Origin of the sequence: Shewanella sp. ULN5, assembly GCF_030731885.1 — a bacterium.
Classification (GTDB): Bacteria; Pseudomonadota; Gammaproteobacteria; order Enterobacterales; family Shewanellaceae; genus Shewanella; species Shewanella holmiensis.
In genome coordinates this window covers 1-26,310 of the sequence record NZ_JAPJEE010000028.1, presented here as the reverse complement: position 1 = coordinate 26,310, position 26,310 = coordinate 1, and the positions used below count along the sequence as shown (strand labels likewise).

The 26,310-nt window shown below is 41.6% G+C and carries 21 protein-coding genes and 3 pseudogenes; 13 read left to right on the top strand and 11 right to left on the bottom strand.

Annotation, left to right across the window (positions count from 1 at the left end; genetic code table 11):
• The 4 genes from ORI98_RS17865 to ORI98_RS17850 all read left to right on the top strand — a co-directional run.
• Nucleotides 1-2,471, top strand: a 2,471-nt coding sequence (locus ORI98_RS17865) for a molybdopterin-dependent oxidoreductase (protein ID WP_306136117.1), incomplete at its 5' end; no start/stop codon positions are given.
• Nucleotides 2,472-2,493: 22 nt separating this feature from the next.
• Nucleotides 2,494-3,111: a DMSO/selenate family reductase complex B subunit gene (locus ORI98_RS17860; RefSeq protein WP_261299651.1), complete on the top strand. Its 618-nt coding sequence runs from the start codon at nucleotides 2,494-2,496 to the stop codon at nucleotides 3,109-3,111.
• A 210-nt stretch (nucleotides 3,112-3,321) separates the two neighbouring features.
• On the top strand, nucleotides 3,322-3,948 hold the full coding sequence (locus ORI98_RS17855) for a molecular chaperone (RefSeq protein WP_261299652.1): 627 nt from the start codon (nucleotides 3,322-3,324) through the stop codon (nucleotides 3,946-3,948).
• 203 nt (nucleotides 3,949-4,151) lie between these two features.
• On the top strand, nucleotides 4,152-4,601 hold the full coding sequence (locus ORI98_RS17850; protein WP_261299653.1) for a hypothetical protein: 450 nt from the start codon (nucleotides 4,152-4,154) through the stop codon (nucleotides 4,599-4,601).
• A gap of 22 nt (nucleotides 4,602-4,623) precedes the next feature.
• Here the strand turns inward: ORI98_RS17850 and ORI98_RS17845 are convergent, their stop codons facing one another.
• The gene (locus tag ORI98_RS17845; RefSeq protein WP_306136116.1) at nucleotides 4,624-4,836 is read right to left on the bottom strand and encodes a hypothetical protein; all 213 of its coding nucleotides are present in this window, start codon (nucleotides 4,834-4,836) and stop codon (nucleotides 4,624-4,626) included.
• On the bottom strand, nucleotides 4,826-5,419 hold the full coding sequence (locus ORI98_RS17840) for a bifunctional 2-polyprenyl-6-hydroxyphenol methylase/3-demethylubiquinol 3-O-methyltransferase UbiG (protein WP_306136115.1): 594 nt from the start codon (nucleotides 5,417-5,419) through the stop codon (nucleotides 4,826-4,828). Before ORI98_RS17840 ends, ORI98_RS17845 begins: the two co-directional genes overlap by 11 nt.
• A gap of 279 nt (nucleotides 5,420-5,698) precedes the next feature.
• Here ORI98_RS17840 and ORI98_RS17835 point away from each other — a divergent pair, with 279 nt between their 5' ends.
• Nucleotides 5,699-7,276 carry a class I adenylate-forming enzyme family protein gene (locus tag ORI98_RS17835; protein WP_306136114.1) on the top strand — a complete coding sequence of 526 codons (1,578 nt, stop codon included), beginning with the start codon at nucleotides 5,699-5,701 and terminating at the stop codon, nucleotides 7,274-7,276.
• A 354-nt stretch (nucleotides 7,277-7,630) separates the two neighbouring features.
• Here ORI98_RS17835 and ORI98_RS17830 read toward each other — a convergent pair whose 3' ends face one another.
• The 4 genes from ORI98_RS17830 to ORI98_RS17815 form a co-directional block, all read right to left on the bottom strand.
• A complete protein-coding gene (locus tag ORI98_RS17830) occupies nucleotides 7,631-8,455 on the bottom strand; it encodes an enoyl-CoA hydratase/isomerase family protein (protein ID WP_306136113.1) in 825 nt (274 codons plus the stop codon).
• A 204-nt stretch (nucleotides 8,456-8,659) separates the two neighbouring features.
• Nucleotides 8,660-9,448 (bottom strand): enoyl-CoA hydratase/isomerase family protein, encoded by a 789-nt coding sequence (locus ORI98_RS17825; RefSeq protein ID WP_306136112.1) that lies wholly within the window; start codon nucleotides 9,446-9,448, stop codon nucleotides 8,660-8,662.
• Between the two features lie 165 nt (nucleotides 9,449-9,613).
• Nucleotides 9,614-10,777: a CaiB/BaiF CoA-transferase family protein gene (locus ORI98_RS17820; RefSeq protein ID WP_261299659.1), complete on the bottom strand. Its 1,164-nt coding sequence runs from the start codon at nucleotides 10,775-10,777 to the stop codon at nucleotides 9,614-9,616.
• A gap of 147 nt (nucleotides 10,778-10,924) precedes the next feature.
• Nucleotides 10,925-11,386: a MaoC family dehydratase gene (locus ORI98_RS17815; protein WP_306136111.1), complete on the bottom strand. Its 462-nt coding sequence runs from the start codon at nucleotides 11,384-11,386 to the stop codon at nucleotides 10,925-10,927.
• A gap of 1,257 nt (nucleotides 11,387-12,643) precedes the next feature.
• Here ORI98_RS17815 and ORI98_RS17810 point away from each other — a divergent pair.
• Nucleotides 12,644-12,973 (top strand): annotated as a pseudogene (locus ORI98_RS17810) (DUF4143 domain-containing protein); the annotation flags it as partial.
• A 105-nt stretch (nucleotides 12,974-13,078) separates the two neighbouring features.
• Here ORI98_RS17810 and ORI98_RS17805 read toward each other — a convergent pair.
• Together ORI98_RS17805 and ORI98_RS17800 are read right to left on the bottom strand one after the other, a co-directional pair.
• Nucleotides 13,079-14,119, bottom strand: coding sequence for a porin (locus ORI98_RS17805; protein WP_371931190.1), 1,041 nt, complete (start codon nucleotides 14,117-14,119; stop codon nucleotides 13,079-13,081).
• A 39-nt stretch (nucleotides 14,120-14,158) separates the two neighbouring features.
• Nucleotides 14,159-15,499 (bottom strand): FMN-binding protein, encoded by a 1,341-nt coding sequence (locus ORI98_RS17800; protein WP_306136109.1) that lies wholly within the window; start codon nucleotides 15,497-15,499, stop codon nucleotides 14,159-14,161.
• A gap of 198 nt (nucleotides 15,500-15,697) precedes the next feature.
• Between ORI98_RS17800 and ORI98_RS17795 the strand changes: the two genes are divergently transcribed.
• From ORI98_RS17795 to ORI98_RS17775, 5 genes and pseudogenes are all read left to right on the top strand, one after another.
• Nucleotides 15,698-16,885, top strand: a complete 1,188-nt coding sequence (locus ORI98_RS17795) for an FAD:protein FMN transferase (protein ID WP_306136108.1) — start codon at nucleotides 15,698-15,700, stop codon at nucleotides 16,883-16,885.
• A 28-nt stretch (nucleotides 16,886-16,913) separates the two neighbouring features.
• Complete coding sequence (locus tag ORI98_RS17790; RefSeq protein WP_306136107.1) at nucleotides 16,914-18,824, top strand: PhnD/SsuA/transferrin family substrate-binding protein; 1,911 nt, start codon at nucleotides 16,914-16,916, stop codon at nucleotides 18,822-18,824.
• Entirely contained in the window at nucleotides 18,824-19,426 is a 603-nt protein-coding gene (locus ORI98_RS17785) for a response regulator transcription factor (protein ID WP_306136106.1), read from the top strand. The genes ORI98_RS17790 and ORI98_RS17785 overlap by 1 nt, the downstream gene beginning before the upstream one ends.
• Nucleotides 19,427-19,625: 199 nt before the next feature.
• Nucleotides 19,626-19,766, top strand: a pseudogene (gene deoD / locus ORI98_RS17780) (purine-nucleoside phosphorylase); the annotation flags it as partial.
• A gap of 45 nt (nucleotides 19,767-19,811) precedes the next feature.
• Nucleotides 19,812-19,943, top strand: a pseudogene (locus tag ORI98_RS17775) (ISAs1 family transposase); the annotation flags it as partial.
• An 828-nt stretch (nucleotides 19,944-20,771) separates the two neighbouring features.
• Here ORI98_RS17775 and ORI98_RS17770 read toward each other — a convergent pair.
• Nucleotides 20,772-21,236: an ABC transporter substrate-binding protein gene (locus ORI98_RS17770; RefSeq protein WP_306136105.1), complete on the bottom strand. Its 465-nt coding sequence runs from the start codon at nucleotides 21,234-21,236 to the stop codon at nucleotides 20,772-20,774.
• A gap of 253 nt (nucleotides 21,237-21,489) precedes the next feature.
• Here ORI98_RS17770 and ORI98_RS17765 point away from each other — a divergent pair, with 253 nt between their 5' ends.
• Nucleotides 21,490-22,524: an IS630 family transposase gene (locus ORI98_RS17765; protein WP_306136104.1), complete on the top strand. Its 1,035-nt coding sequence runs from the start codon at nucleotides 21,490-21,492 to the stop codon at nucleotides 22,522-22,524.
• Nucleotides 22,525-22,700: 176 nt separating this feature from the next.
• On the opposite strand, the gene ORI98_RS17760 is transcribed toward ORI98_RS17765, so the two are convergent.
• The gene (locus tag ORI98_RS17760; RefSeq protein ID WP_306136103.1) at nucleotides 22,701-24,194 is read right to left on the bottom strand and encodes a carboxylesterase/lipase family protein; all 1,494 of its coding nucleotides are present in this window, start codon (nucleotides 24,192-24,194) and stop codon (nucleotides 22,701-22,703) included.
• Between the two features lie 8 nt (nucleotides 24,195-24,202).
• A complete protein-coding gene (locus ORI98_RS17755) occupies nucleotides 24,203-25,051 on the bottom strand; it encodes an SDR family oxidoreductase (protein WP_306136102.1) in 849 nt (282 codons plus the stop codon).
• A 176-nt stretch (nucleotides 25,052-25,227) separates the two neighbouring features.
• Between ORI98_RS17755 and ORI98_RS17750 the strand changes: the two genes are divergently transcribed.
• Nucleotides 25,228-26,184, top strand: coding sequence for an HAD family phosphatase (locus ORI98_RS17750; RefSeq protein WP_306136101.1), 957 nt, complete (start codon nucleotides 25,228-25,230; stop codon nucleotides 26,182-26,184).
• Nucleotides 26,185-26,310 lie beyond the last annotated feature (126 nt).

The following is a 26,310-nucleotide window of genomic DNA, read 5'->3' as shown; positions in this document are numbered from 1 at the left end:
CGAGTGCAGCACTTGGCTGTGCAGCAACGGTAACCGGTTGTAAAACCAGTTCAGATGAGCCAAATAAAGTCCCGCCAGTTGCACCTGTAGATGAGGTGATGGATTGGAACTTCTGTACAGGTAACTGTGCATCAATGTGTCCACTTAAAGTTTATTCAAAAGATGGCATCATGACTCGGGTTGAAACCGAAAATGATGACGACGTGATTGATGGTGAGAATGGCCAAGTGCAGTCGCGCGCTTGTCCTCGGGGCCGCGCTGCCCGTCAGCGTGTTTATGCGCCTGAACGCTTGAAATATCCGATGAAACGAATTGGTAAGCGTGGTGGTGGCCAATGGCAAAGGATCAGTTGGGACGAAGCGCTTACTACCCTTGCTGAGAAAATTCAATACACTATCAATGAGTATGGCAATGAAGCGATTCATTTCACCCAAGCAACTGGGGGTGGGTTTATTTCTGCCGGCAATGATGGCAAAGGGGGTTTTGCCTATCCGCTACCGCACTCAATGAGACTGTTCCATCTTCTTGGCGGTTTTACGGCAACTCAGGGTGGATACAGTGCGGCACAGCTCAGATGGGCGGGCCTTGCAACTGACGGTGTGATGCGCGGTAGTTCGTATGACCAAATGGCAAAAAGTGACTTTATTTTAGCCTTTAGTAGCAACCCCCGTGAATGTCAAATGGCGGGTGGCGGCAACAGTTACGCTTGGACTCGTTACACCGCAGGCAAAGAGCTGTGGATTGTGGACCCTAAGTATACCGATAGTGCTTTGGGGATCGAAACCGAGTGGCTGCCGATCCGCCCAGGCACAGATACCGCCATGATTGAAGCCGTGATTCATGAGTTAGATGAAAATGGCTGGATTGATGAAGACTTTGTTCGTGAGCATTGTATGGGTTGGACACAAGATACTATGCTTGACGAGATACAAGATGAAGAACCTTATAGGGATTATATCAGGGGTCTTAACGACGGCATTCCTAAAACGCCAGCGCGCGCAGCCAAAATTACAGGCATTCCAGAAGAGACCATTAAACGATTAGCAAGAAAGCTGCATGAAGCACAGCGACCATTCATCCTGCAAGGTCTTGGACTTAATCGTTCAAAAGTCGGTGAGCAGGCTGTACGTGCGGTGATGATTTTGCCTTGGTTAATTGGCAAAATTGGCAAAGAGGGTACCAGTAATGGTGGTTTTTGTGGTGTATATAGACCGGACGCAGTGCCAGTCGCCACCAGCCCTAACTTTTTATTGGAAAACAAAGTTAAACAGATGGTCCAAAGTTCAAACATTGCATTAGCGGTTGATTTGGGTACTGAGTTTAATGGCAAAGAGCATGGCTTGTTCGAGCAATTGGAAAAGCAAGCCTTTATGACGGGCAACCGTACCCCAGATAAAAGCTTAGCAATGCCGATTAAGTTCATTTGGAGTGCTTGTGGTAATAGTTTGGTTAACCAAACCCAAGGTGCTGAATATAGCGAGAGGGTTTATAGCGATGAATCCAAGTGTGAATTTATTGCCGCTTTTGATATTTTCCATACTCCGACGACACGCTGGTGTGATCTTATCCTGCCAGCCCAAATGGATGTTGAGCAGAATGATGTTGGTTTTGCCCAAACTGAAAATACCATCACGCCTATGTCGGCAACGTCTTCAATAACACCAGCGTTTGAGGCTAAAACCGCATGGGACATGCACTGCGAGTTGGCTAAAAAATTGGGCATATGGGATGAATATACCGAAGGTAAAACGGACGAGGAGTGGAAGAGGCAACTATGGGAAGAAAGATATTCTCATCATGATGACGGCTCTGGAGAATTCCCGCATTACGATGAGATTCTAGAAATTAAACATAAGCGTTTTTATCGTCCAGGAACCAAACTCGTCCACAAAGATTTATTGCCAGGGACAAAATTTAATACCCCAAGTGGCAAGGTTGAAATCTATTCGATGACCTTACGTGAGATGGCACTGGCGACAACCCAGCCTGATCCCAAGGATAAAATGCCTGCGACACCGCAGTATTTCACGCCTCATGAGGGTTATGAAGATGAAGACACCCGACATGACTATCCATTTCAGTTTGTGACGTCTCACGACAAGCGTCGTACGCACTCGCTGAATCATAACAACATCTGGTTGGCTGAAGCGATGCAATCTGCAGTTTGGATGAACCCGCTCGATGCCCAAAAATTAGGGTTGTCAGATGAACAAATTGTCATTGTTGAATCAATGAGTGGCAAGATTGCCGCTCGACTAAAAGTAACCCCTAGAATTTTACCGGGTGTACTGCAGAAAGCACAGGGTTCATGGCGACAGTTGAACGATAACGGGATTGATATTGGCGGGTGTGTAAACACCTTGCTTGGTCCGTTTTATTCGCCATTTGTGAAATCAATGTGCTCACACACATGTCGTGTGAAAATTTCTGCAGCGCCAGCCAGCATTGTGCTGGATAAGTACCAAGACTGATTTATAAGGGGAGATTTATCAAATGAATAGTACAAAACAATATGGTTTTTACGTTGATACTTCAACGTGCAGTGGCTGCAAAACGTGCATGATCGCTTGTAAAGACAGAAATGATATGGATCTAGGCATTCTCTGGCGTCGCGTGTACGAGTATGCGGGGGGCGGGTTCGTCGAAAATGGTGATGACACTTATACGCAAAATGTTTATGCGTATAACGTTTCGGTTGGTTGTAATCATTGCTCTGAACCTGTGTGTGTTAAGGCGTGTCCTACTGGTGCTATGCATAAGCGTCGCAGTGACGGATTTGTTCTGGTTGAACAGAGCATGTGTATTGGTTGTGAGAGCTGTGCACGGGCTTGCCCATATGATGCACCACAATTGGATGCAGCTAGAAAAGTGATGACCAAATGTGATGGTTGTTATGACAGAGTTGAAAAAGGACTTAAACCTATTTGTGTTGATTCATGTACCCATAGGGCACTGGAGTTTGGCTTAATTGAGGACTTGAGAGCCAAGTATGGCGACAATGCCGATGTTAAACCGCTGCCTGATTCCGGCATTACCTCGCCTAACTGGGTCGTTAAAGCACATAAAAATGAAAACCAAGGCGCTAGAATTATTAATGTTCGCGAGATCTAATTAAGCGTGATATGTGGAAATAGGCGTCAGCTTAATTGGCGCTATTTCTATGTAGCCCTCTGTGTATCAGTTGATGGTAAGTCAATCGATGCATCAGAGGGTTTTATTGGGTAATTGAAGTAAACAACAATTATTGTTGTCAATGAAAGTGTCATTGCTGCCGGAAGTGCTGAGCAAAATGATGCTTATTGAATAGGTGGAAATGGTCACATGGTTACAAAAACAGATTATCAACTTGCAGCCGCAGTATGCCGTATCTTGAATCGTATTTATTATGAAGCACCAACAGAAAGCATTCTTAGCGAATTAACTCAGCAAGATATTCTAGACTGTTGGCCGACATTTAATCGCTCAAATGAAGCGCCGATAGAACAGTTAAAAGACAGCTTAAAGCACGAAAGTCTACAGGACGTGAGTGTCGACTATCATCGTCTTTTCGTCGGCCCCGGAGAGCTAGAGGCTTACCCTTGGGGATCGGTTTATACCGAAAAAGGCAACTATTTGTTTGGCGAAACCTCGTTGGCTTTTAAGGCGTTTTGCCAACAAAACCAGATCGAATTTACCCTAGAGTCAAATCAGCCGGTTGATCATATTGGTTTGATATTGGGTGCGCTCGGCGTTCTGTTTGACAATGCTGCGGAGCATGGAAACAGTCTGCCTATAGAAACACTACTAAAGGAACACTTACTGCCTTGGAGTGGTAATTTCCTCTCTGCCATCGAGGCAAAAGCACAAACAGATTACTACAGAAGCTTTGGGCGACTGACTGCCATCTTGCTTGATGACTGGCGTGAACTCTTATCAATCGAACCCGTTGAACGAAAACTCTACATGTAACCTCAACTGCGGATGATAAAGGCAGAACAAACAGCTCTTTGCAGCGCTAATAGTGTTGAATTTACTTACAATAGGCCAGCTATTAACGCGTAAATTAGCCTTGTTATCAGCACAAGGTTAAAGTTTGACTGTAAGGATTTGCAGCTAGGTTGATTATTCGGTTGGTGCCTAGGCATGTATAGGCAAAGAGGTAGAGGACTAAAATGAGTTTATTTCGATCCATCGGGCGACAATGGGATAAATCAGCATTTGCCGATAAAATAGCTAAAAAGCTTCAATCCCATCGTGAAATTTGTGCTTTGTTTGTCGGGGCAACGTCTATCGAAACCGTTGCTAATTTAGTCTCAGCCTTTACTTATGATGAAGCCCAAAAGCCATTAGAACAAAATCTTAATGATGCCATGATGCTGCAGTTATTATTCGATAGCTTTCGGCAGCTTATCGGCAAGCAAATTGATTTGGGAGAGCTTTCTCAAGCAGAACATTTGATTGTCCAAGCAACAAAGGTATACGCTGATATTGTTGAGTTAGAGGAAGATTCTGAAGCATTGACAAGGGTTGTGGAGCAAGTCCGCAGCTTGAGTAAGCAACTGGAGGCTTTACAGAAATATCAGCGAAACCAGCATCGAAGTATGGTGGTAAATAGATATTAGATTTAGTATTACTCGTATTTACTTATCGCAGAAAAAATATCATTTGTGTGCTTACAAAATCAGCAGGATTAAGTGAGGACAACAAGTCATCAATTAAAATAGCGGATAAATTTGATGGTACTGATTTGGCCTGTGGATCCTTAAATAGATATAAACGCCCCACTTCAACAACATCAACTAACTGGTATCCAAAGCGAGCTAAAACCTGATCAATAACTTTACCATCAAGGCTCATTGCGATTGCCTTTAACCAGAATCGCATTTAACCATTTTTCATCTTGCCGATCAGGTCTTGCATCAGCGGTTATCCATGTTTTAACCATATGCAAACGGGTATGTTTAATAAACATAGTCAGTCTGGATTCATCTGCGTTGGTAAAGTAACGCCCTCCTCGCTCAACATCATCATTGCCATATTTAAAGGAACAATAAAGATAACCACCGTCTTTTAAGTTTTTAGACAAGTTTGTAAATGCAGCAGGCAATGCGTTACTGGCAACGTGCAATAATGAAGCACAAGCCCAAATGCCATCGGCTAACTTTTCTGTTCTGAAGTGCTCAAACGTATTAAGTTCAACATCTAGACCCGTTAACGCTGAAGCCTTCTCCACCAAACGCTCACTGGCATCAAAAGCACTGACTGCAAACCCTTGCTGTAGAAAATACAAACTATCTCTACCACTGCCACACCCAGCATCAATAATATGCCCTGAGGGGGCTAATAAAGGTAAAAACAAGTCATACAAAGGTGACAAATCGACTGCGACGGTATCGTTATAAAATGATTCCGCATTGACGTTATAAAAGCTAGTTTTCATAAGGTTGGATTAAATAAGCAATATCTACAGATTATCATAAACAATAATGTTGGGTGGAGCATTTAATTACTGGCGAGCCTATTTGTTGATGACACATAGTATTAAAAAATCGAAGTCAAATCATAACCTTCATAGCGGTATTGGTTTGCTCATAAAAGCAAGATCAGCAATGGTAGAAAGTGTTTTGTTAAAGAGTAAATACGTGGCAACATGAGCAGTCACCCAGTTGGGTGCCTCTTTGCTTGACCATATCATCACCACTCTGATTGGATTAGAATTATGGTCAAAGTCAAAATTACTATCAGTGAAATGGAGATGACGAATATGTTCGATAAAGACGCATTCAGCCTCGCACATCTGTGCGACAAAGGCCTATCCCTTTATCCGGAGCGAATCGCCCTCATCCAGGAGGAGCGGTCGATTACCTATGCTGAGCTAGAGGAGCGAATAAATCGGGTTGCCAATGGACTGATCTCGCTCGGTGTTAAGCCCTTTGAACGCGTCCTCGTCATCTTCGAAAACGACATTCGCTTCCCCGAAGTTATGCTCGGCATCATCAGAGCTGGCGCCGTAGCAACTCCTCTCAACTTCAAGCTCAAGCCGCAACAACATACAGATCTGGCCCAAGACTGTGAGAGCCGCATCGTATTAGGCAGTGCTGGGAAAACCGAATCGGTCCTCGCTTGCCTGTCCGATGGAGGCGCCGAAGTTGGTATTGTTGTCGATGCAGAACACGGGCCACTTCTAAGCTATGAGGATTGGTTAGCTTCATCTTCACCCGAACGCTGCGATCATGGTTCGGCTGGCAATGACCTCTGCATACAGGCATACACCTCAGGCTCGACCGGACGCCCTAAGGGGGTTCTTCTTACGCACCATGGACTAATACGTACCGCTCAGCTTCTAGTAGAATCCAACCGAATCAATCAGGATTCACGGGTCTTGCTGTCAACACCGCTATTCCATATGAACGCTACTGCTGCGGGAATACTCCCGTGCCTGAGCCAGGGAGGCTCGGTAGTCATTCTCAAACAGTTCGACGCGGATCGCGTGATTGATGAAATCGATATACACCGCTGCACATACACCACCGGTGTACCGGCCTCGTACGAGCTTATTCTGGCTGCTGCACGACAAAAACCACATGCGGATGTCTCTAGCCTCGAGTTCATCAACGTGGGGTCTGCTCCTATGACTCGCACGCTTCTTGACGAACTGGTGCAAACTTTACCTAATGTTGATGTGATCGAAGGGTACGGTTTAACGGAGTGTCCCATCATCACCCTCAATCCACGTGGGCAAAACAAACTGGGCACGATCGGTCGCGCGCTTCCGGGCTTCGAGTGTAAGGTCATCGGCACCGATGGCAACACAGTACCACAGGGAGAGGAGGGAGAACTTATCGTGCGCAGCGAATGCAACGCGCTCGGCTATCACAACCGCCCAGATGCTCAGGCAGAACGCTTCCGCGATGGTTGGGTGTATACCGGAGATATCGTGTCATGCGCCCCCGACGGCTGGTTTACCTTTAAGGGGCGTATCGACGACCAGATGAATGTAGGGGGAGAGAATGTCTTTCCGGCCGAAGTCGAGAACATTCTCGCCACTCATCCTGAAGTACGCGATGTCAGTGTTGTGCCGGTTCCCCACGAAGTGAAAGGTCAGGTTCCGGTGGCTTTTGTGGTGCGCAACGTCGGGGCAACCCTCAGCGAGAAGGAGCTCATTGATTACTACATCGCACACGGTGCTGCATATTCCCATCCGCGCCATATCTACTTCATCGATGAGATGCCGCTCTTGGCTACCGGTAAAACCGACCTGCAAGCGCTTACAAAGCAGGCTCGCGAGGCAGTTTAAGAAATAGGCCCTCTAACTTGTCATAATGAGTGCTTACCGGGTTTGATGTCTCAGGATTGTGAGTGCCTCTCATTTTTTAATGAGAGGCAATCAAAATGTAACGAAGCTTTGCTTAATCATTTAAAACACAGGCTTGTCGAGCCATTATTGCATACCGTTTTATGAATAAGATGTTTGAAAAAAGCTAACAGCAACCCACAAAAGTAAAGCAATAAAAAACCCATTCATTTAATAACGAATGGGTTTTATATTATGTAGACTCGTTAACATTCAAAATGTATTTATCTGGCGTTAACTCGGAAACTCAAGCCTCATAGCTGAATCTCGTCGCCCCTTGCTTCGTAGGGAGCTCGTTTATTTTGGAAAAATACAGCCAACGAATTTTGACGTGTCTAACGGATCTTTAAAGTCAGGTGTACGCTTATTGATGAAAGCGTCGGCACCTTCGTGGAGATCATTGGTGCGAGATAGCACATCTATCACACCAAGCAATTTCGCAATCGCCTGCTCTTCAGGCAAGTACATGCCATAGCGCAACGCTTGCTTACAGGCACACATGGCCTGCTTCGGACCTTTTGCAAGCTTGGCAGCAAATTCGTGCGCGTGCGCCAGCACTTCGCCCTTGGGCGCAATGCGGTTGGCATAGCCCCACGCGAGTACTTGCTGTGCATCGACCATATCGCCCAGTAGCATCAACTCACTGACGCGACCAATACCGATACGGCGTGTGATACGTACTGTGCCACCACTGCCAGGTAAGGCGCCAAGTTTAATTTCAGGCAGGCCAAATCTTGCGTTTTCGCCAACCACGATGATGTCGGCGCCAGCTGCGAGCTCCATACCACCGCCTAGCGCAAAGCCTTCAATAGCCGCCACTGTGGGTTTCGGGAAATTGGCGAATTTAGTGAATGTTTCGTTCTCAGGCGCAAGCTTGCGAGAAACGACTGCGCCGTCTGCCAACAGTCCAGGAAATTCTTGGATATCTGAGCCAGTGCCGAAAGAGCGGTCACCGTCGCCTGTGAGTACAAGCACCGCGACTTCTGGGTCAGCTTCCAGGTTAGTCAGGACCTCGTCCAACTCGCGTCTCATATCCAGTGTCATGACGTTCATCGGTGGGTTAACCAGGAACACGGTTGCTACGTTGTTAGCGATCTCTACGCGTAGTTTTTGGTATGTCATATCTTTTCCTTTAATTGCTGTGATTGCAATGCTTCCAGAGCCTACTGACTCCCACGCCCGTTAGTTTTTTACTAACCTTGGTATTTCCGTCTGTTGGTAAGCTTGTGATGCCAGTATTCATCAACAAACGGATGGGTTAACAGGTCCAGTTATTGGGGTCTAGGTAATATAGGTAGGGCGTAACGCAAGTTACACCCTCACCATTTAGCTTCTTGTAAACACTGGGTGTCTTTTCTCTACAAATGCCTTAGTACCTTCCGCCTTATCATGAGATCTAGCAATGATGCCAAAAACTTCACCTTCCTGTTTTAGGCCGTCTTTATTTGACATATCATTGCCCGCATTCATCACTTCTTTTGCACTTGCAACAGCAAGTGGGCCATTTCTGCCGATCACTTTTAAACAGTCAACAGCAGCTTGTAAACAGCTTGCTTTATCGTCTGTTATTTTATTCACTAAGCCCCATTCATAGGCTTTATCAACATCGATAAACGTGCCTGAATAGATAAGCTCTTTTGCTCGGTTGCGACCAATGTATTTTGGCAGTCTTTGTGTTCCACCAAAAGCAGGTAATACACCCCATTTAACTTCAGGCTGTCCGAAAACGGCTTGTTTTGAAGCATAAATAAAATCACATGACATGGCCATTTCACATCCACCGCCAAGTGCAAAGCCATGAACACAAGCAATCATAGGCAGCGCTAAGTCTTCCATTGCGATAGTCACATCTTGCCCGAGTTTAGCGAAGGCTTCGGTTTCTTCCGGCGTCATTTTAGACATACCAGTGATATCTGCACCTGCGATAAAAGATTTCTCGCCAGAGCCAGTTAGAATCACGCCAATATATTTTGTAACATCGATATTTTTTATCGCATCCAACATTTCTGCTAAAACCGTGTTGCTCAATGCATTTAGCTCATCGGGTCTGTTTACTTCTAAGTAAAAAATATTATCTTTTTCAAATGTATTGATTGTTTGGTAACTAGTCGTCATGGTTTTTCTCACTCTATTTTATTGTTTGCGGTTCGGCTTGCTTAATTTCGTTTCAGACTTCCTCTAACTAAATCTGCGTAATCTGCGTAGAGGAAGCCTGCATTCATCCTCATTGGATGAACAATCGTCAATTAAGTACGCCCTAATTCATGTCATACTGGACACTTATCCAGCGTTCTTACCGTCCAAACCAAATTCGCGTAGTATCTCTTCGGTATGCTCACCAAGCTGTGGAGCCATGTGGCGCAAGCTAACTGCTTCGCCATCGAAATGAACGGGACAACCCACTACATCCATTTTGCCAAGAATAGGGTGATCGATTTCGATTTTCATATGGTTAATCTTCGTTTGCGGATCATCCATTGCTTCACTTAGTGTTCTTACCGGAGCACAAAGTACATCCTGTCCATCAAAACGAGCCAAAGCATCAGCCATTGTGTATTTAGCAATTTCTTGGCGAAGTGTGTTCTGTATAAGCGCTTTGTTTTTAATCTGAGAAGCCATATCTGGGTAAGGTACGGTCAGATCGTCTATTTCCAATGCAGCGCACATCGCTTTTAGTGGGTTAGGCATAAATGCGCCAATCACCACAATCGGTCCATCCGTAGCCATAAAGTGACCAGCAAGTGGCATTGCAGCCCAGTTCAGAACCTGTTTATATTTGCTCCAGTAGGCGGCTTCTTGCATTTGCATCGAAAGCATTGAGTCATAAAGACACACCTCCACTTTTCGACCTTTACCGGTTTTGCCTCGACCAATCAACGCGGCCATAATGCCCTGACAAAGATGCATTGCGCCTGTGTAATCACATAGGGCTGTTGGATAAATCGATGATGGAATTGAAGCGTCCGCGGTGACAGCCATAACACCAGACAACGCTTGGGCTACCATATCCTGACCTGGTTTTTCAGCATAGGGACCGACAGGTCCGTAGCCAGTTGCCGAAGCAAAAATAATGCCTGGATTAATCTCTTTGAGCTTCTCATAGCCAAGGCCTAACTTATCCATTACGCCAGGGCGGAAATTGTTTACAACCACATCCATCTCTTTGACAAGCTCATAAATAATCTGCTTTCCAGCTTCACTTTTTGTATCAATTTCCATCGAACGCTTGTTACGATTCATGGCTACATAGGTCGGGTTGTTCAATGCCTCTACAGAGGTTCCACCAACAGTATGTCGACTTAGATCACCTGCACCTGGACGCTCGACTTTGATCACATCGGCACCAAAATCAGCAAGCATTAAAGTGCCAGCAGGGCCCTGCTCAGCCTGGGTGAAATCAAGAACGCGGATGCCGTCTAATGGAGTATTTGAAGTATTGTTCATATGTATAGCCTCAGATAATGAATCGTAATTAGGTCTGTTGACCTTCTAAATTTAAATTTTATTCACTGATATATGTGGAATAACCACTACATAAACCAGCCTTGTATATATATCCCCCAATATACGAGTGATATTGGGGCTGCAATCTTATTCACCGGTCTCGTAGTAAAGGATCCATTCAGCATATAGCGCTGGCTTTTCCTCACCTTCAATTTCAACAGTTAACGCTGTGACGAATTTGCAGTTGTGCTCATCCTTCCAAATAACGTCCTTCACTTCTCCGTGTATACGTACTCGTTTACCAGTATGAACCGGTGCGAGGAAACGAATCTTGTCATAACCATAATTAAAACCATGTGGCATATTCTCAGGTATTGGGAAGTTAGCCATGATGTAAGGTGTTAAGCCTAGCGTTAATAAGCCGTGCGCAATGGTGCCACCCATATCCGTTTTTGACGCTTTTTCTGGATTAACATGCATGAAGTAGTCATCGCCTGTACAGTGGGCAAATTCGTTAATGCGTTCTTGGGTAACTTCATACCAATCGCTTGGTTCAACTTTGGTGCCAATGAAATTAACTAACTCATTTTTAGGTACGATTTTGTTCATGTGGATATCCTTTGTTCAACTTAATTTGCTTCCGCGCAGCTCAAAAAGTAGACCAAGCTTAGGGTAAGGCAAGACGGTATAAAAAAGTTCATATATGCACGGCTAGCACATGTTAATTCCAGATCCCAAGAGGCTTTAGCGATAGCTTTACCCATGGAGGCACTATGAAAATAAATGCTAATAACTATGCGAGCCTTCAAATCAATAGAGCTAGAATAATGCAAAAAAATTATTACAAACAATCACGTTTGATGGATCATATCCACACTTTAAGGAACGTTACTCAAATACTGAATTTCCAATAAGATTGCTGATAGTGTCAACTTAACAGCCCTTAATTGAACCTGCCATACAGGTAGATCAAATTACGACTTTTAACCTAGTTAATCTCATTGCAAAACGCCAAAGTTTACACTCACTTGAAAGACGAGAATTAAACATAGAGGACCATGATAGAAAAGGTCATGGTCACCATTTGGTCACCATGTAAAAAATTGAGGTTTTATGAAGTAAGGAGTTGGTGCTGTAGAAGAAAGTAAAAAATTGATAAATGCCAGAAAAGACAAAGGCCTAGCATTTCTGCTAGGCCTTCTAAATTTGGCAGGGGTGGCAGGACTCGAACCCGCAACCATCGGTTTTGGAGACCGCGAGAAGACCAAATGTTGTTAATCGATATCAAATGAATCAGCTCAACATTAAACGATATTAACTTTATTAACAACAACTTGAATAAAACACAGACTCATATCATTTAGTATCACTTTTAGCCATTTTGAGCCACTTTTTAGGTCATTGTTCGCTTTTTTGGTCACCAACTTTGTAATACAAAGTATACCAAATTTAGATAAGTCACGTAAAAAACGTTGGTGAAAATCATCGATTGGAAGCGACTTATGGATTAAATAATCTAATATCAAAATCGACCACAATTGAATAGACATTGACTCATTTGGTTTAGCTTCGACATTAGAGATGCTTTAACCACGACTAATGACTTGCTCCATCCAAACGAATTTGAACATCACGCCTCATCAATTAAGTCTGACAAAGTATGCAATTTATCTAAGTAACTCATTCCCCAAAATACGCATATTTACTCACTATGTGTGCCAATAAATTAAAGACCAATCACATACTAACTAGGTGAATACTGACCAAGTTTGCGAGGTCTAAAAGTATAGGACTAAACCATCTCAAAATGAGGAACCCGTAATAAGCAAGCTAGAAGCTGCAAAAAAGAAAGATAGCTATTAAGGGATTAAGCAACAAAACTATGAATACAAAGGCTATGTGGCAGAAAACTTTGTACAGCAAGAACTCACTGCCATTGGCGTTGACCCAAGCTATTCATGGAATGACGCTCGCGCCGAAATCGAATTTATTTTGGCGACCGATGAAGGCGATATCGTCCCTGTTGAAGTCAAAAGTGGTAAACGTACAAGAGCAAAATCGTTGGCATCCTACGTTGAAAAATGTACTCCAAGTAAAACCTTTAAGTTAACTGGAACACAAGGTTCATCAGCGTTAGAACAAACCAATATCGTGATGCCTTTGTATTTCACACAATATTTAACACAGAGATGGTAGAAGCACTTTGTCTATATCCTCAAGGTCTACACAAATTTTATAGCAATATTGCGCAATTGCTTATAATTGGACACATCCTTGTGTCTGATGAAATTTCACAAATTACTAAAAGTCGTATCGCATACCAATACTAACGATTGTGTCGTCAAAATCGTCGTAATGTTCAGCATCAAACTGTCCAATTTCTGAGTGTAAGCGTGTTGATTTTGACAAACGATACTCCACACCAATTGCCCATTGTGTAACCTTTGGTGCCTCCTCTACAGACTCTCCATATTGGTCATAAATCTTATTGGCAATTCTACCCGTGCCAGAGTCATCTTGACCATATTGAGCTTTCAATAATAGCTTATCTATCTGATACTTAGTACTTAAAATAAACCCTGAACCATCGCGTTGTTCCCAGTTTTTTTTGTAAGGGTTAACAAGTTCAGATGCTTGATAAATAGTACCTAACATTAAGTTACCTACTTTATACTGGGCAACTGCACGTAACCCTTTGATGTCTTCAACACCATCAGTATATGCCCCCGCCAGATACAGGTTGCTTGATTTAAAATGCTTATCACCATAAGTCACCGCTACTTGATAATTACCATTATCTCTGCGTAAATCTTCGGCGCTATAGTAGTTGTCTTCCATGATATAGCTTGCGCCAAATTGGAGTTTTTTCCATTTAGCAGTCTTATACTCAACAGAGTCTCCCCAGCGTTTGTCTCCAGCGAACAAGCGATCATGCTTCATTGAGTACATGTCCATCGCATCCGCTGTGCCTTTCGCCATTTTAAATACAGGATCCATACGACCAGCTGCAAGTTGACCTAAACTGTTATGCTTAACACCAATAAAAGTAGGACGAGCAGAAAATGGGTTACTGCCTTTATCCTGTGAACCACCATTAACTCCAACTTCAATCTGATAAAACACATTAGTTGATTCAGTTAATTGACTGCTACCTTTAACACCAAGACGACTCCAGTTATTTTCTAATACAGTGCCACTTTTACCATTATGAGTTGCTGAACCACTGTCTGAATTAGTGATTGAGTAATCAATACGGCCATATACCTTGGCTAAGTCGTCAGCCATTAACTGTGGTGATACAAATATTCCAGTTGCAATCATTGCTGCAGTTAATATATTCATTTTGTTCATCTCTCTTAAACTTTATTATTTAATAATTAGTTACTTTTTATGCTCAACTATCACGCCATCTGTTCGCATTTGTTGATAAAGAATATCTGCTTGTTTCAAGTACACATCCCAAGCATTAGAACGCTTAGTAAACCCTGTTGCGGCATAGCTACCCGTATCACCAGTGGCCGGTAAGTCATCAATATCAAACAATGAACCACCGTCTTGAAGATGCGCATTTAATGCGTCAATCATTACATTGAAACCGATGCGTGAGGGTTCTATATAATGGATAGAGTCGTACTTAGATTGGCGATAAAACTTCTTCATAGAGGCATCATTTATTTGGTTTTTTTCATCGGCAAAAATTTCATCAAAGTGAGCTTTAACAATTTGTTTGGTGTTTTTGTCCACAACCAAACGCAACATGGCTGTAACGCCAGTCCAATTACCTTCGTCATCAAGTATTTTTTCAGCATGCTGGTAGAAAAGTTGATCCGTTCCCTTGGTTTGAATCTGATCATGAATTTTTGCAGTTAGTGGAATCATTGACTGCTGAATACTGTTAGAAGCACCTGCGACAATATCAATACCTTGATATTTGAGCCGATTTGGCTGTTTCAGCTTGTTGGCGAGTTTAGGGTCATAGTTGGGGTTTTCTTCAAACGTCAATTTGTTTTGCTCAACCATTAGTTTTTCCATGGTTAATGCAGATTGAACCCAAGCAGCGCCCTTCTTTTTACCCATTGAAAAGTTATATTCAGACATACGCTTGGGAACATTTTGGTACAGACGGGTGTAATAATTTGGTCGACCACTTTCATTAAATTCGGCAAAAATTACATCATCTTTATCATCCACTTTTGTCACGACAGCCATGCTGCCCATATGCCCTTGGCGAAAACGCGCTTCTTGATAATAATAATCACCACTGAGCAATCCAAGTTGAGGCTGAATAGACCATTTTAATTTGAATTCTTCAGCCACAGAGCTTTCTTGCGCTCCAACGGCTACATATTCTGATTTTGAACCATCAACTCTTGGTAGGTCATTAATTGCTTTTAAAATTCCATTTGATGAATAAGTTGCACCTGAGACAGCATCAATACCTTCATGCCCATTGTTACTCACAATTTTAGGTAATAAGCGTTCAGCGTTTAAATACAGTGACTCGGTTTCCTTGTGAGACAGGGTGTGAATATCAACAATATTCCCTTGCTCAACTTTCACCTCTAGAACAATTTGGCTTTTTTTCCCTTTACCTTGCACCTGATGAACACCATCAACATATTTGCCTTCCTTCTCAATAGACGCACAACCTGATAGTGCAATAGATACTAAACTGAGCGCCGCAATAGTCATGCCTTTTTTAACAGGAGTTTGAATAGTCATTTTGTACAGCCTTTAATCACAATGAATAATTACCCCAAAGGATAAATAGACTGAAAAAAACAACAATTGCGGAAAACCGCAGCTTTTTGAGTTAAGAGCAAATAATTTGAAGCAGGTAACACTTTGATGAGTTTTTAATGATTTTAAATTTATTTATATGTTACTTCTAAATAAGGTATTTAATGAGTAAATCAAAACATGAACAAATTAATCAATTCAATTTTTATCACTATATTGATAAGCTTTAGCGCTTTATCTAGTGAAAAAGAGCTGATTGCGCTGGATATTTATCAACCAAAAACGAAATATGACCAGAATACAATAGACGAGTATTACTCATGCAAAAACAATAGCATAATAAGGTATAACGAAAATAAATACACACTAGACACGCTCAAATATTTTGGAACAACTATTGCTATAGATATTTTTGATATCCCAGATAAGCATGCTGAAAAAATATTATGTAATGCGCTTACGGTTATTCAGGAATACCATTATTTAGCTTCCAACTATTCCACTTACCCTCATGTAAAGAATATAAAATCGATTAATGAAGCACCTGAAAAAATACATAAAATTGATTTTGAGTTATTTGAATTAATTGCAGAAAGCATAGAGTGGCATAAGAAAAGTAATGGGTATTTTAATATTGCATTGTCTCCTGTCATTGATTTATGGCGTGAAAAAAGATCGACCTGTTTAAAGGCTAATAACTCACCTGAATCATGCTCAATTCCAAGTGATTTAGCACTGCATCAAGCGGCAAGCTTTACTCAAATAAATGACATCGTATTAAATAGTAAAAACCATACGATTCAAATGAAAAAAGGAATGAAAATTGATTTAGGCGGCATCGCAAAAGGCTGGATGACCGAGAAGGTTTATGACCTACTTAAAAAGAGCGGAGTAAAGCAGTTTATGATCAATGCTGGCGGTAATATTCGCCATTTTGGATTGCACCCTGAACAACGTCAATTTGTCACAGCAATTGAAGATCCGCTTTGTAAGAAGAGTGAATACCAGTTAACGAAATGTGCTACTTTTGAGGGGATGTATCACGAGGTTGTCTCAGGGATAGATATTACGATTGTTTCTAGTGGTAATTATTTACGTTTTTTTGAAGTTAATTCAAAACAGTACCACCATTTAATTGACCCACATACAAATGCACCTAAACCAACAGGTATTGCCACCACAGTGATTCTTACGGATCAGCAGATTTATGCAGATGTATTGTCTACAATGCTATTCTTAATGCCGTTAAAAGAAGCTATCGAATTCGTTGATGCTCATGACTATATCGAAGCTGTATGGTATCTAAACGATGATGGTAAAAAAGTCACTTCGGCACACTTCAACAAACACAAGTTGAGTGTAGATTAATTTTTATCCACCCCTTTAAGGCAATTACATGCTGATAGCTTTTTTATCAAAACTTCTGAACTTATTATGTTTCAGTAGCCTTTTCGCCCTGGCTATAGGAGGAATAGCTTTCGCAAATGGTACTAACGCTGAACAGCAAATTAATCCGTTATCAACACCTCTGCTTACCTCCGATATTGTTGCCACCCCAAGTGAAGCACAGATACCGCATTTCACTGTCGGAGCATTGGCTTTTTCATCAGATAACGCAGTATATGAACGCTGGGCTCCGACACTAAAGCGCGTAACAGAGCAGACAGGTATTCCAATATCTTTAGTTACCCTGACCCCTATACAGCTAGTAGAGAAAGTAGAGGCGGATCAACTCGACTTCATCATCAGTAATGCACTTATCAGCGTTGCTTTAAAAAAAGATTATGGAGTAACAAATTTATTGAGTTTGGTACCCCAAAATACTCAAGTTCCTGAACTTGCCGTTGGCTCAACACTCATAGCGCGTACAGACGTTTCGATTCAACGCCTCGCTGATCTCCGGCCATTGAGGATAATATCTTCGGACCCCAATGCATTTGGTGGCTTTCAAATTATGGCTGGTGAAATGATCGACAAAGGCATAAACCCGTTGAAAGATTTTGCTAACCTGAACTTCATTGGTTTTCCACAAAATAAATTATTAACAGAGGTATTATATAACAGAGCTGATATTGCTATTTTACCCAGCTGTGTATTAGAAGCAGCAATATCAGAGGGGTTAATTCCAGAGAATAAGCTACATGTACTATTGCCTAAAGCGCATAGCCAATTTAACTGCGAAACATCCAGTCAGCTATATCCCTCTTCTACTTTTTCAAAACTGGGGCATACCGATCATAAAATTGCCACGAAGATCGTAAAAGCGTTGCTCGAGATTCAACCAGGAGATAGTGAGGCTATTGCAGGTAGGTATCATAATTGGTCATCACCAGTAAGAGACAATCACGTATATACACTACTGGAAAAACTAAAGCGCTGGCCATTCGTAACAAACTGGCAACGGCTACTACAAGATGTCACTCCATGGTTTATTTTTATCTGCATTATACTGTTGCTCGGCTATTTACATCACCTTAGAGTAAAACGCTTAGTCGTAAATCGAACCCAAGCCTTAAGTAATGAAATGGCCATGCATCAACATACTCAAAAAACTTTATTTGCACAGCAGCAACAGTTTTACCGTGCGCAACGGGTGCTATTAACCGGCGAAATGGCGTCTGGTATCGCCCATGAACTCAACCAACCTTTAGCTGGTATACGCTATCTCACTCAAGGCTGCATATATCGCCTGGGTGAAGAGCAGCAAGATATAAAAAATGCTTTGAATAAAACGATTCTGCAAGTTGATAGAGCGCAATCAACTATCAAACGATTCAGGGAATTCTGCCATCAGCCAAGTGACTTTAATCAATTGGATTTAAGAGAATTAGTTGATGACACTTTAAAATTAATGGAGCCTGACTTTAAACGGTTAAAGTTAGAGCCTCAACTGGAATTATCCTCCGTCATGGTTAATTGTGATGCCAGCTTAATGCAGCAAGTATTAGTCAATTTACTTCGAAATGCATTGGACTCCCTTGAAGAAAGTCATAGCGCCCTACCACAAGAAAAAATGCAACTCACCATCAGACTTTTTCAGCATGATAAAGCTGCACAAATTGCAATTACTGACTCGGGTACAGGGTTACCAAAAGCTGCTTTAGAGCGATTATTTTTCCCGTTTGAAACATCCAAGAATAATGGCTTAGGGTTAGGTATGGTGGTCTGTAAACGTATTATTGAAGAGCACGGTGGTAAAATTCGTGCTTTCAATAACCAGCAAAAAGATAAATATCAATTTGGCGAATTTTCACTCCCTATTAAGGGGTTAACTATCGCGATATCTATTCCTATTGAGGTAATGTAATGTGTAAATTATATTTAGTGGATGACGATCAAGATGTATTAGATTCGTTAGGCTGGATGCTTGATGCCCTAGATAAACCCACCGAGAGCTTTCTTAGTGCTACAGCATTTCTAGATGCAATCGATTTACGCCAACCCGCCATTGCGATGTTAGACATTCAAATGCCCCAAATGGATGGTATTGAGTTACTTGATAACATCAAAACTGCGGGTAGCCCAATGAGTATCATCATGTTAACGGGGCATGGTACGATTTCAATGGCAGTTCAGTGTATCCAAAAAGGTGCTATCGATTTTCTTGAAAAACCCGTGGATGGCGACAAGTTAGTTATCTTGTTAGAAAAGGCAAAACAAGCAACCCTTGCAAGCTTTAATGAACAAAGCCAGCGTGATAATGTCAGTAATCTCATTGCCACATTAACCAAGCGTGAGCACGAAGTGATGCTAAAAGTCTTAGAGGGAAAGCTCAATAAAGTTATCGCAAACGAACTTAACATCGCGCAAAGAACTATTGAGCTGCACCGTCAACGAGTGATGCAAAAAATGCATGTTAGCAATATTGCTGAACTTGCTTTTCTACTGGCCAAAACACCTACAGAGTAAATGGTTAAAGGTCCTTATGTTGGGCCCGTGGCCTAAGTATTCCCGAGTCTGCAATTTAAGAAACCAGATTTTTGCTTTATTACCTATGTCACGCCATGCTGCCGTAAGCTCACTTTTAATCAACCTATGCGGACTTATGTCCTGCAAGAAATGCAATCATGCTATTACTATCTGTTGTAATCAAAAAAGAGGATTACTCATGACTGCACATATCGATGGTAAAGCTGGTGATTTTGCCGAAACAATGATCATACCTGAAGACCCACTTCGCGCTAAATATATCACTGAAAACTTCCTTGATGACGCGGTAGAAGTTACTAATATCCGCAATATGCTTGGCTGATCTCGCCAGTGTAATCAAATAGCGTTTTTCTTTGTATTTAATATGCTAAAACATCTTAATAAGATTACTGATTGCCGTTCCCATATAAATCAAAAAGCATGATGTCATTGATTTCAGCTGCTCATCCTAATTACAGTTATTTCAGGTGCGCAAAGCTGGGCTGATTGCCACCAAGGGTAATATCAATAATAAATCCATCACAACTGCTATCAATTTTAGTTAGCAACAAAAAAACTCCATAACAGCCCCCATAAACTGCAGTATCTTTTTCTTAGGCCTTACCAATTTTACGATATAAATTTGTCAAATTCACGCGTAAGTTAAAATGACTTTTGCACACCTTAAACGACAAATTAACAAAATTCCACAGCTATGCCTAACCAGTAATGTAGGTTCCTTTCAAACTAGATCAACAATGTATTGGAGCACAGTGAAACTCCAAAAGGAAAAGCTTTAAACGCGTTCATACTGAATTATTTATTGTGGAAAGGGGAAATCCATTAACTGCAATCAATGCCTTGCTTAAACACTGGTTAATTCCTGCTTAAAATCCAGCAACATCAGGCTGTTTGGGTATATAGCCCAAACGCCTCAAGATGATGAGTCATAATTTAGACCTGAAAAAAATTATTTTTACCTTTACGTCAAGAAGTGTTTAGTTGAATTTATTCGGCTCAACTCGATAAGTTGACACTGCCTCGTGATGTGAAAAGTAGGTTTGATATAAACTTTGATAATTTCGAGTTGACTTATAGTTTTTCAAAGCCCTCGAAAATCCATCAACAAACTCTTTAGAAATTCGTTGCTTATTAAAAATAATGTACAAATCGGTCGTGTAAACTGGATGAGATAATAAGGGTTTAATTTCATCAGATAATCCCTTTTTTTTCAATAGCATTAGTGCATTACTGTACTCAGCAATAACGAAGTCAATCCGTCCAGAGTTTAATTTTTTAAAGTTTTGTTCATCATGGGTTACGCTTTCATAATTTTTCTCTGTTTTTAAAAATTGCCAAAAATCTGGTGTATATGCATACCCTCTAACGACACCAATCCTTTTCCCTTCAAATCTTCTAAAGATGAAAATTTCAACGCCCCTTCATTTTCCTTGCGTATAAAAAGCACCCATTTTGAATTCACCAATGATTCACTGGGGAAATGACACTTTTCCTGCCGAGCTTCATTTCGACTTAAACTAAATGCGGCATCAACATCACCGTTTAAAATATGATGATCCAATCTTGCAAATGGGTATGCTCTAATCTTCCCATTGATTCCAACATTCATCTCCCTCAATACAGCTTGAATGACTTCCAAACTAAATCCTGCATTCACAACATTATCCTGCACCATTTCATAAGGAGCCCAATCATCAGATGCTATTGTAAGTCTAGTTTGAGCGTTAACAGGAATAGTCGCAAAAAATAGAGCCAAACTTACAAAGGCTAGATATACATAATATTTCATAAAATCATCCTATTAAATGTTTTGCTGAAAAGCTAAAGCAAGCGAAAACTGGAGATTCTTATCTATCTAAGCCAATCTTATTGCATGATTATAGGTTAAATATTGCCATTGTGATGTTGAATTTGAATTTGAATAGCTTTAAAGGTATGTCCAGCCGGAGATAGTGGCTCCCCAAAAACTGCATAAGTAAGCATATACCCGTGATCAATGAAGATGCTTGATTTTCAGTGAAATGAGGATCAAGCTAGCTATTATGAAACTACTCCTTAGTCATGACCAAAAACAAGCCCTAGAGATCCAGCATGCACAAATGCGTGACGGGCGTGTTCGTGACCGCATCAAAGCAGTACTTCTTGCATCCGAAGGCAGGACCCCGGCAATGATTTCTCAAGCACTACGGATAAATGAATCAACGGTCCGCCGTCACCTTTCCGATTACACCTTGTCAGAGAAACTCAAGCCTGAAAATGGCGGTTCACAAAGCCAGTTATCTGCTGAGCAAACCGCAGAATTAATCGCTCATTTAACACAGCATACCTATCACCACAACAAGCAAATCGTGGCCTATGTTTTGGACCAATATGGCGTTCAATATACGGTAGCGGGGATGTACAAATGGCTTCGAAAAAACGGCTTTAGCTACAAGAAACCCAAAGGCGTACCGCATAAGTTTGATACGGCAAAGCAACAGGCTTTTATTGAGGCTTATGAGGCTCTTAAAGCGCATTGCGGCGGCGAGGAGGAGCACATTTTATTTATGGATGCCGTTCATCCGACTCAGGCAACCAAAATCTCACACGGATGGATACGTAAAGGTCAGGACAAAGCCATAGAAACCACCGGCAGTCGTTCACGACTTAATCTGATTGGCGCGTTGGAGCTCACTAACATTGCCAGTGCGTTGGTCAATGAATATGAATGGGTAAACAGCGAAAGCATAGTGCAGTTTTTCGGGCAATTAAGAGACAAATACCCACAAACTCAAAAGCTACACCTCATTTTGGATGGTGCCGGTTATCACCGGGCGGCGATAGTGAAAAGTGCTGCAATATCACTCAATATTGAGCTGCATTATTTACCGCCTTATAGTCCGAACCTCAATCCAATAGAAAGACTGTGGAAGGTCATGAATGAGCACGCGAGGAAGAGCGTGTACTTCAAAAATAAACGAGATTTCAGGTCCGCACTGGAGAAATTTTTCAAAGAAACGCTACCCGATATTGGTGATAGTTTAACGTCGCGGATCAATGATAATTTTCAGCTGTTTACCCATGCATCTTCAGGTTGATTGGGTATATATGAAAGAGGCGATTGGTCGCCAAGCTACTTTGCAGGCTCTGTTGGCGGGGAAAAATAGAAGTTTTAAAGGTAAACGCTCGTATCTAACAGGTCAGAACTAAATTAAATAGTGATGGCAACAAAAGAGATTACTACGCGCTCCCGAATTCATCACAACTGCTACTTTCAAAGTAATGGTTGAATACGCTGCTTATAATTATCTTCAAATAATTTGAGTCTTTCAATTATGCTGAGTGGCCCTAATCTATCTGTGCGCCCTATTAATAGCCAAGGTATACTGGTTTTGTTTAAACGTAACCAATGCGGATTACCTTTATTTTCTGGTGTTTGAGTAGGTGTTCCTAGCTTAGCAAAATTAAACCAATAGTTTTGTAACCTCAATGACACTGCTTTAATTTCTGTGTTAGCTGAGAATTGGCCGCTCCATAACATTTGAGCATCACTTCCGTGAGTTGTTCCTAGTGTTTTTCCTTTATATTCTTCAGGAACAAAATCGACGTAATACAACCAGGCATTTTTTGACTGACGTGCCATCGCATTTGCAGTCACGTAAGCAGATAACAAATAGCGGTTTTCTCCCCACATTAACTGATGAATCAAAGACTCAGGAACGCCAGTATAAACATCATAGTGTTTTCTGATATTCTGATAATCATCACTAAGTAAGTTTATATATGCGTCATCGGAGACCCCTGAATAAGGCATAACGGAGCCTTCAAAACTATTGCCTCCCGTTACAAGTGAGATGTCATTTTGCTCCCCCTTGAGAAATACTATACCAGGCTCTTCTTCAACAGACTCGCCATCTACAATTGGCAACACAAATCCTTCAACTGCGTTAACTAATTTAGTCGCCGATAAATCTAATAATTGGGTTTTGTTGTAATTCGTATCAGGTGAAATTTTTGTAATGAGATCAATAGCAACCTTTTCGGCGGATATTGAGTTAGGAGAAATAGTTTCCCCTGAAGTTCTCGGTAATGGCCAGGTTGCGTAACCGCTTTGTGCAATAGCTTTATGAAAAAGACCGTTTGCAGCTTTGTTTGTGGCCATTAAATTCACAGCCATACCTCCTGCAGATACACCAAATAGAGTAATATTGTTAGCGTCTCCTCCAAAGTGACTTATGTTTTCTTTGACCCATTTCAAGCCAGCAACCATGTCAAGTACACCAGGGTTTACAGAAGATAATTTCAATTCTGGATGGGCAAAAAAACCTAATGGGCCTAAACGATAATTCAGAGCGACCACGACTGCACCTTTGGCTGCAAATGTAGTTCCTAATATTCGGTTAGAGCCAGTTTTAAACCCTCCTCCATGGAACCACACCATAACTGGAAGCTTTGCTTTGGTATTAGCAGTCCAAATATTAAGGTTCAAGCAGTCCTCACTCATATTCAAATCGGGTTTAGCACCCGGTTGAACACAGATATCGCCATAACTTGAAGCATCAACTGGTTTTACAAATTTATTTATAGGGACTGGAGGTTGCCAACGTAACTCTCCAATAGGCGCTTGAGCATAAGGAACACCTAAGAAGTGTTGAATACCATACTTTTCGAAACCAATAACTTCGCCAATGTCTATCGTCACTTTCTTAGCAAGAGCATTAGCCGGTGCTATAGAAATAAGTAAGACTAAAATAAGCAGTTTGTTCATACTTGCCTCTAGGATTTGTCTTTTTGTCTTTGCTTATAGCGCTCAACCACTTTCTTTTCAAACCCCAAGACTGTTTCATAACTGCTCGGGAATAGTCTAACTATTTTGTCTAATAGCTTAGCATCTCCCCCGACGAGGATCCGTCTCTTATTTTTCTCAACACCAGACAATATTTCAGCTGCTGCTTGCTCTGCAGTTGTCTTAGATGTTCTTTCAAAGTCTGCGATTAACTGACTTTTGGGGATGCCCAATGCTTTGTCTCCGACACGCGAGTTTTCTGTTATTGCCGTTTTAATCCCACCAGGGTGAACACAGCTTACATTTACATTGGATCCTGCCATTTCCATCTTCAAAGACTCTGTATAACCTCTAACTGCAAATTTGGAGGCATTATAAGCACTTTGTAAAGGCAAACCCAACAAACCAAACAGGCTTGAGACGTTAACTATATGGGCTTCGTTTGCTTCTTTCAGATAGGGAAGAAATGCATTAACACCATGAACAACTCCCCAAAAGTTAATATTCATTAACCAATGAAAATCTTCTAAGGATTGAGCGGAAACCGAATCAACAAGAGTAACCCCAGCGTTATTAAATAACATATCTACTGCGCCATATTGATTAATAACTTCCAAAGCCAATTTATTAAACGCACTTGCATCAGATACATCCAACTCGTGACTTGAACACTCGACATCATGGAGTAAGACCGTTTCTTTTGTCTGCTGTAATCCAGCAATATCTTTATCTACCAATACTAACTTACAGTTTCTTTTGGCTAAACTTATTGCTAACGCCCGACCTATACCAGACGCAGCGCCAGTAACAACTGCGACTTTGCCGTCAAAGTTTTTCATTGTAATGTCTTTTGTTGTGATACTTACAGCAAAAGTACAGTGATAGTACATTGGCATCTGTCACCTAGGAGACTTTGAGTGGAGGATTGAAACGTTAGCGTTGATTCATTACATCAACATAGATAAGGTATAAGACAATGAACGTCTGCTCAATAATTACACTACTAAAAGTACTTATGGTGTTTACCGTTACAACAGGCTTTGTAAAGGCACAGACGGATCCACTGCCCTCCTGGAATGACGGAAAAGTGAAACACCAAATCCTGTCCTTCGTGTCTTCTGTAACCGACCCTAGTTCCGCCGATTTTGTGACGGAAGATAATCGCATCGTGACCTTCGACAATGATGGAACCTTGTGGGCTGAACAGCCGATTTATGCACAACTTCTGTTTGCTTTTAGTCGAGTTGGGGAAATGGCAGCCAACCATCCCAAATGGCAGACTGAACAGCCTTTCGCCTCTCTTCTCAAAGGAGATGTTGTGGGGGCATTAACTAGCAGCCCAAATGCAGCTGAAAAAATCATCTTAACCACCCAAACTGGTATGAGTAACAATGAATTTAAAAGTCTTGCCAGAAACTGGGTCTTAAATTCTATTCATCCGGAGACGGGTAAAAAAACAATCGATATGGTTTATGCACCAATGATTGAGTTGATAACCTACTTTCAAAACAACAATTTTAAAACTTATATCGTAAGTGGCGGTGACACTCAGTTCATCCAAGCGTGGGCTGAGTTAGCTTATAATATTCCTCCAGAGCAGGTCATAGGTAGCCAGGTAAAACAAACGCTGAAGATAAAAGATGGTCAAGCACAAATAATTCGACAACCTGAATTTAAAGTCATGAACAACAAAACACAAAAAGCGATAGGGATACTAAATCAAATAGGAAAACGTCCAATCGCCGCCTTTGGTAACTCTGATGGAGATTTACAAATGTTGCAATATACCGCTCTAGCCGAAGGGAAGCGTTTAAGTGTGATAATTCACCATACTGATGAAGAAAGAGAGTGGAAATATGATAGAAAATCTCAAATTGGAACTCTTGATAAAGCACTTGATGAGGCAAATAACCAAGGGTGGTTAATAATCGATATGAAACGAGATTGGCAAACTATTTTTCCAGAGCGATAAGAATTATCTACAACTAACAACTAAAAAGCGGCTTTCCGCCGCTTTTACGTGTAGTAGCTCAGACTTGATCTGACAGTTACCCATTTTTTATGGTGTCTGTCAGCTTAGATTTGAGCTAGATTTTTA

Coding starts and splice junctions, on each gene's coding strand:
- ORI98_RS17860 (WP_261299651.1), top strand. CDS start 2,494: ATGAATAGTACAAAACAATATGGTTTTTACGTTGATACTTCAACGTGC.
- ORI98_RS17855 (WP_261299652.1), top strand. CDS start 3,322: ATGGTTACAAAAACAGATTATCAACTTGCAGCCGCAGTATGCCGTATC.
- ORI98_RS17850 (WP_261299653.1), top strand. CDS start 4,152: ATGAGTTTATTTCGATCCATCGGGCGACAATGGGATAAATCAGCATTT.
- ORI98_RS17845 (WP_306136116.1), bottom strand. CDS start 4,836: ATGAGCCTTGATGGTAAAGTTATTGATCAGGTTTTAGCTCGCTTTGGA.
- ORI98_RS17840 (WP_306136115.1), bottom strand. CDS start 5,419: ATGAAAACTAGCTTTTATAACGTCAATGCGGAATCATTTTATAACGAT.
- ORI98_RS17835 (WP_306136114.1), top strand. CDS start 5,699: ATGGTCAAAGTCAAAATTACTATCAGTGAAATGGAGATGACGAATATG.
- ORI98_RS17830 (WP_306136113.1), bottom strand. CDS start 8,455: ATGACATACCAAAAACTACGCGTAGAGATCGCTAACAACGTAGCAACC.
- ORI98_RS17825 (WP_306136112.1), bottom strand. CDS start 9,448: ATGACGACTAGTTACCAAACAATCAATACATTTGAAAAAGATAATATT.
- ORI98_RS17820 (WP_261299659.1), bottom strand. CDS start 10,777: ATGAACAATACTTCAAATACTCCATTAGACGGCATCCGCGTTCTTGAT.
- ORI98_RS17815 (WP_306136111.1), bottom strand. CDS start 11,386: ATGAACAAAATCGTACCTAAAAATGAGTTAGTTAATTTCATTGGCACC.
- ORI98_RS17805 (WP_371931190.1), bottom strand. CDS start 14,119: ATGAATATATTAACTGCAGCAATGATTGCAACTGGAATATTTGTATCA.
- ORI98_RS17800 (WP_306136109.1), bottom strand. CDS start 15,499: ATGACTATTCAAACTCCTGTTAAAAAAGGCATGACTATTGCGGCGCTC.
- ORI98_RS17795 (WP_306136108.1), top strand. CDS start 15,698: ATGAACAAATTAATCAATTCAATTTTTATCACTATATTGATAAGCTTT.
- ORI98_RS17790 (WP_306136107.1), top strand. CDS start 16,914: ATGCTGATAGCTTTTTTATCAAAACTTCTGAACTTATTATGTTTCAGT.
- ORI98_RS17785 (WP_306136106.1), top strand. CDS start 18,824: ATGTGTAAATTATATTTAGTGGATGACGATCAAGATGTATTAGATTCG.
- ORI98_RS17770 (WP_306136105.1), bottom strand. CDS start 21,236: ATGAAATATTATGTATATCTAGCCTTTGTAAGTTTGGCTCTATTTTTT.
- ORI98_RS17765 (WP_306136104.1), top strand. CDS start 21,490: ATGAAACTACTCCTTAGTCATGACCAAAAACAAGCCCTAGAGATCCAG.
- ORI98_RS17760 (WP_306136103.1), bottom strand. CDS start 24,194: ATGAACAAACTGCTTATTTTAGTCTTACTTATTTCTATAGCACCGGCT.
- ORI98_RS17755 (WP_306136102.1), bottom strand. CDS start 25,051: ATGAAAAACTTTGACGGCAAAGTCGCAGTTGTTACTGGCGCTGCGTCT.
- ORI98_RS17750 (WP_306136101.1), top strand. CDS start 25,228: ATGGTGTTTACCGTTACAACAGGCTTTGTAAAGGCACAGACGGATCCA.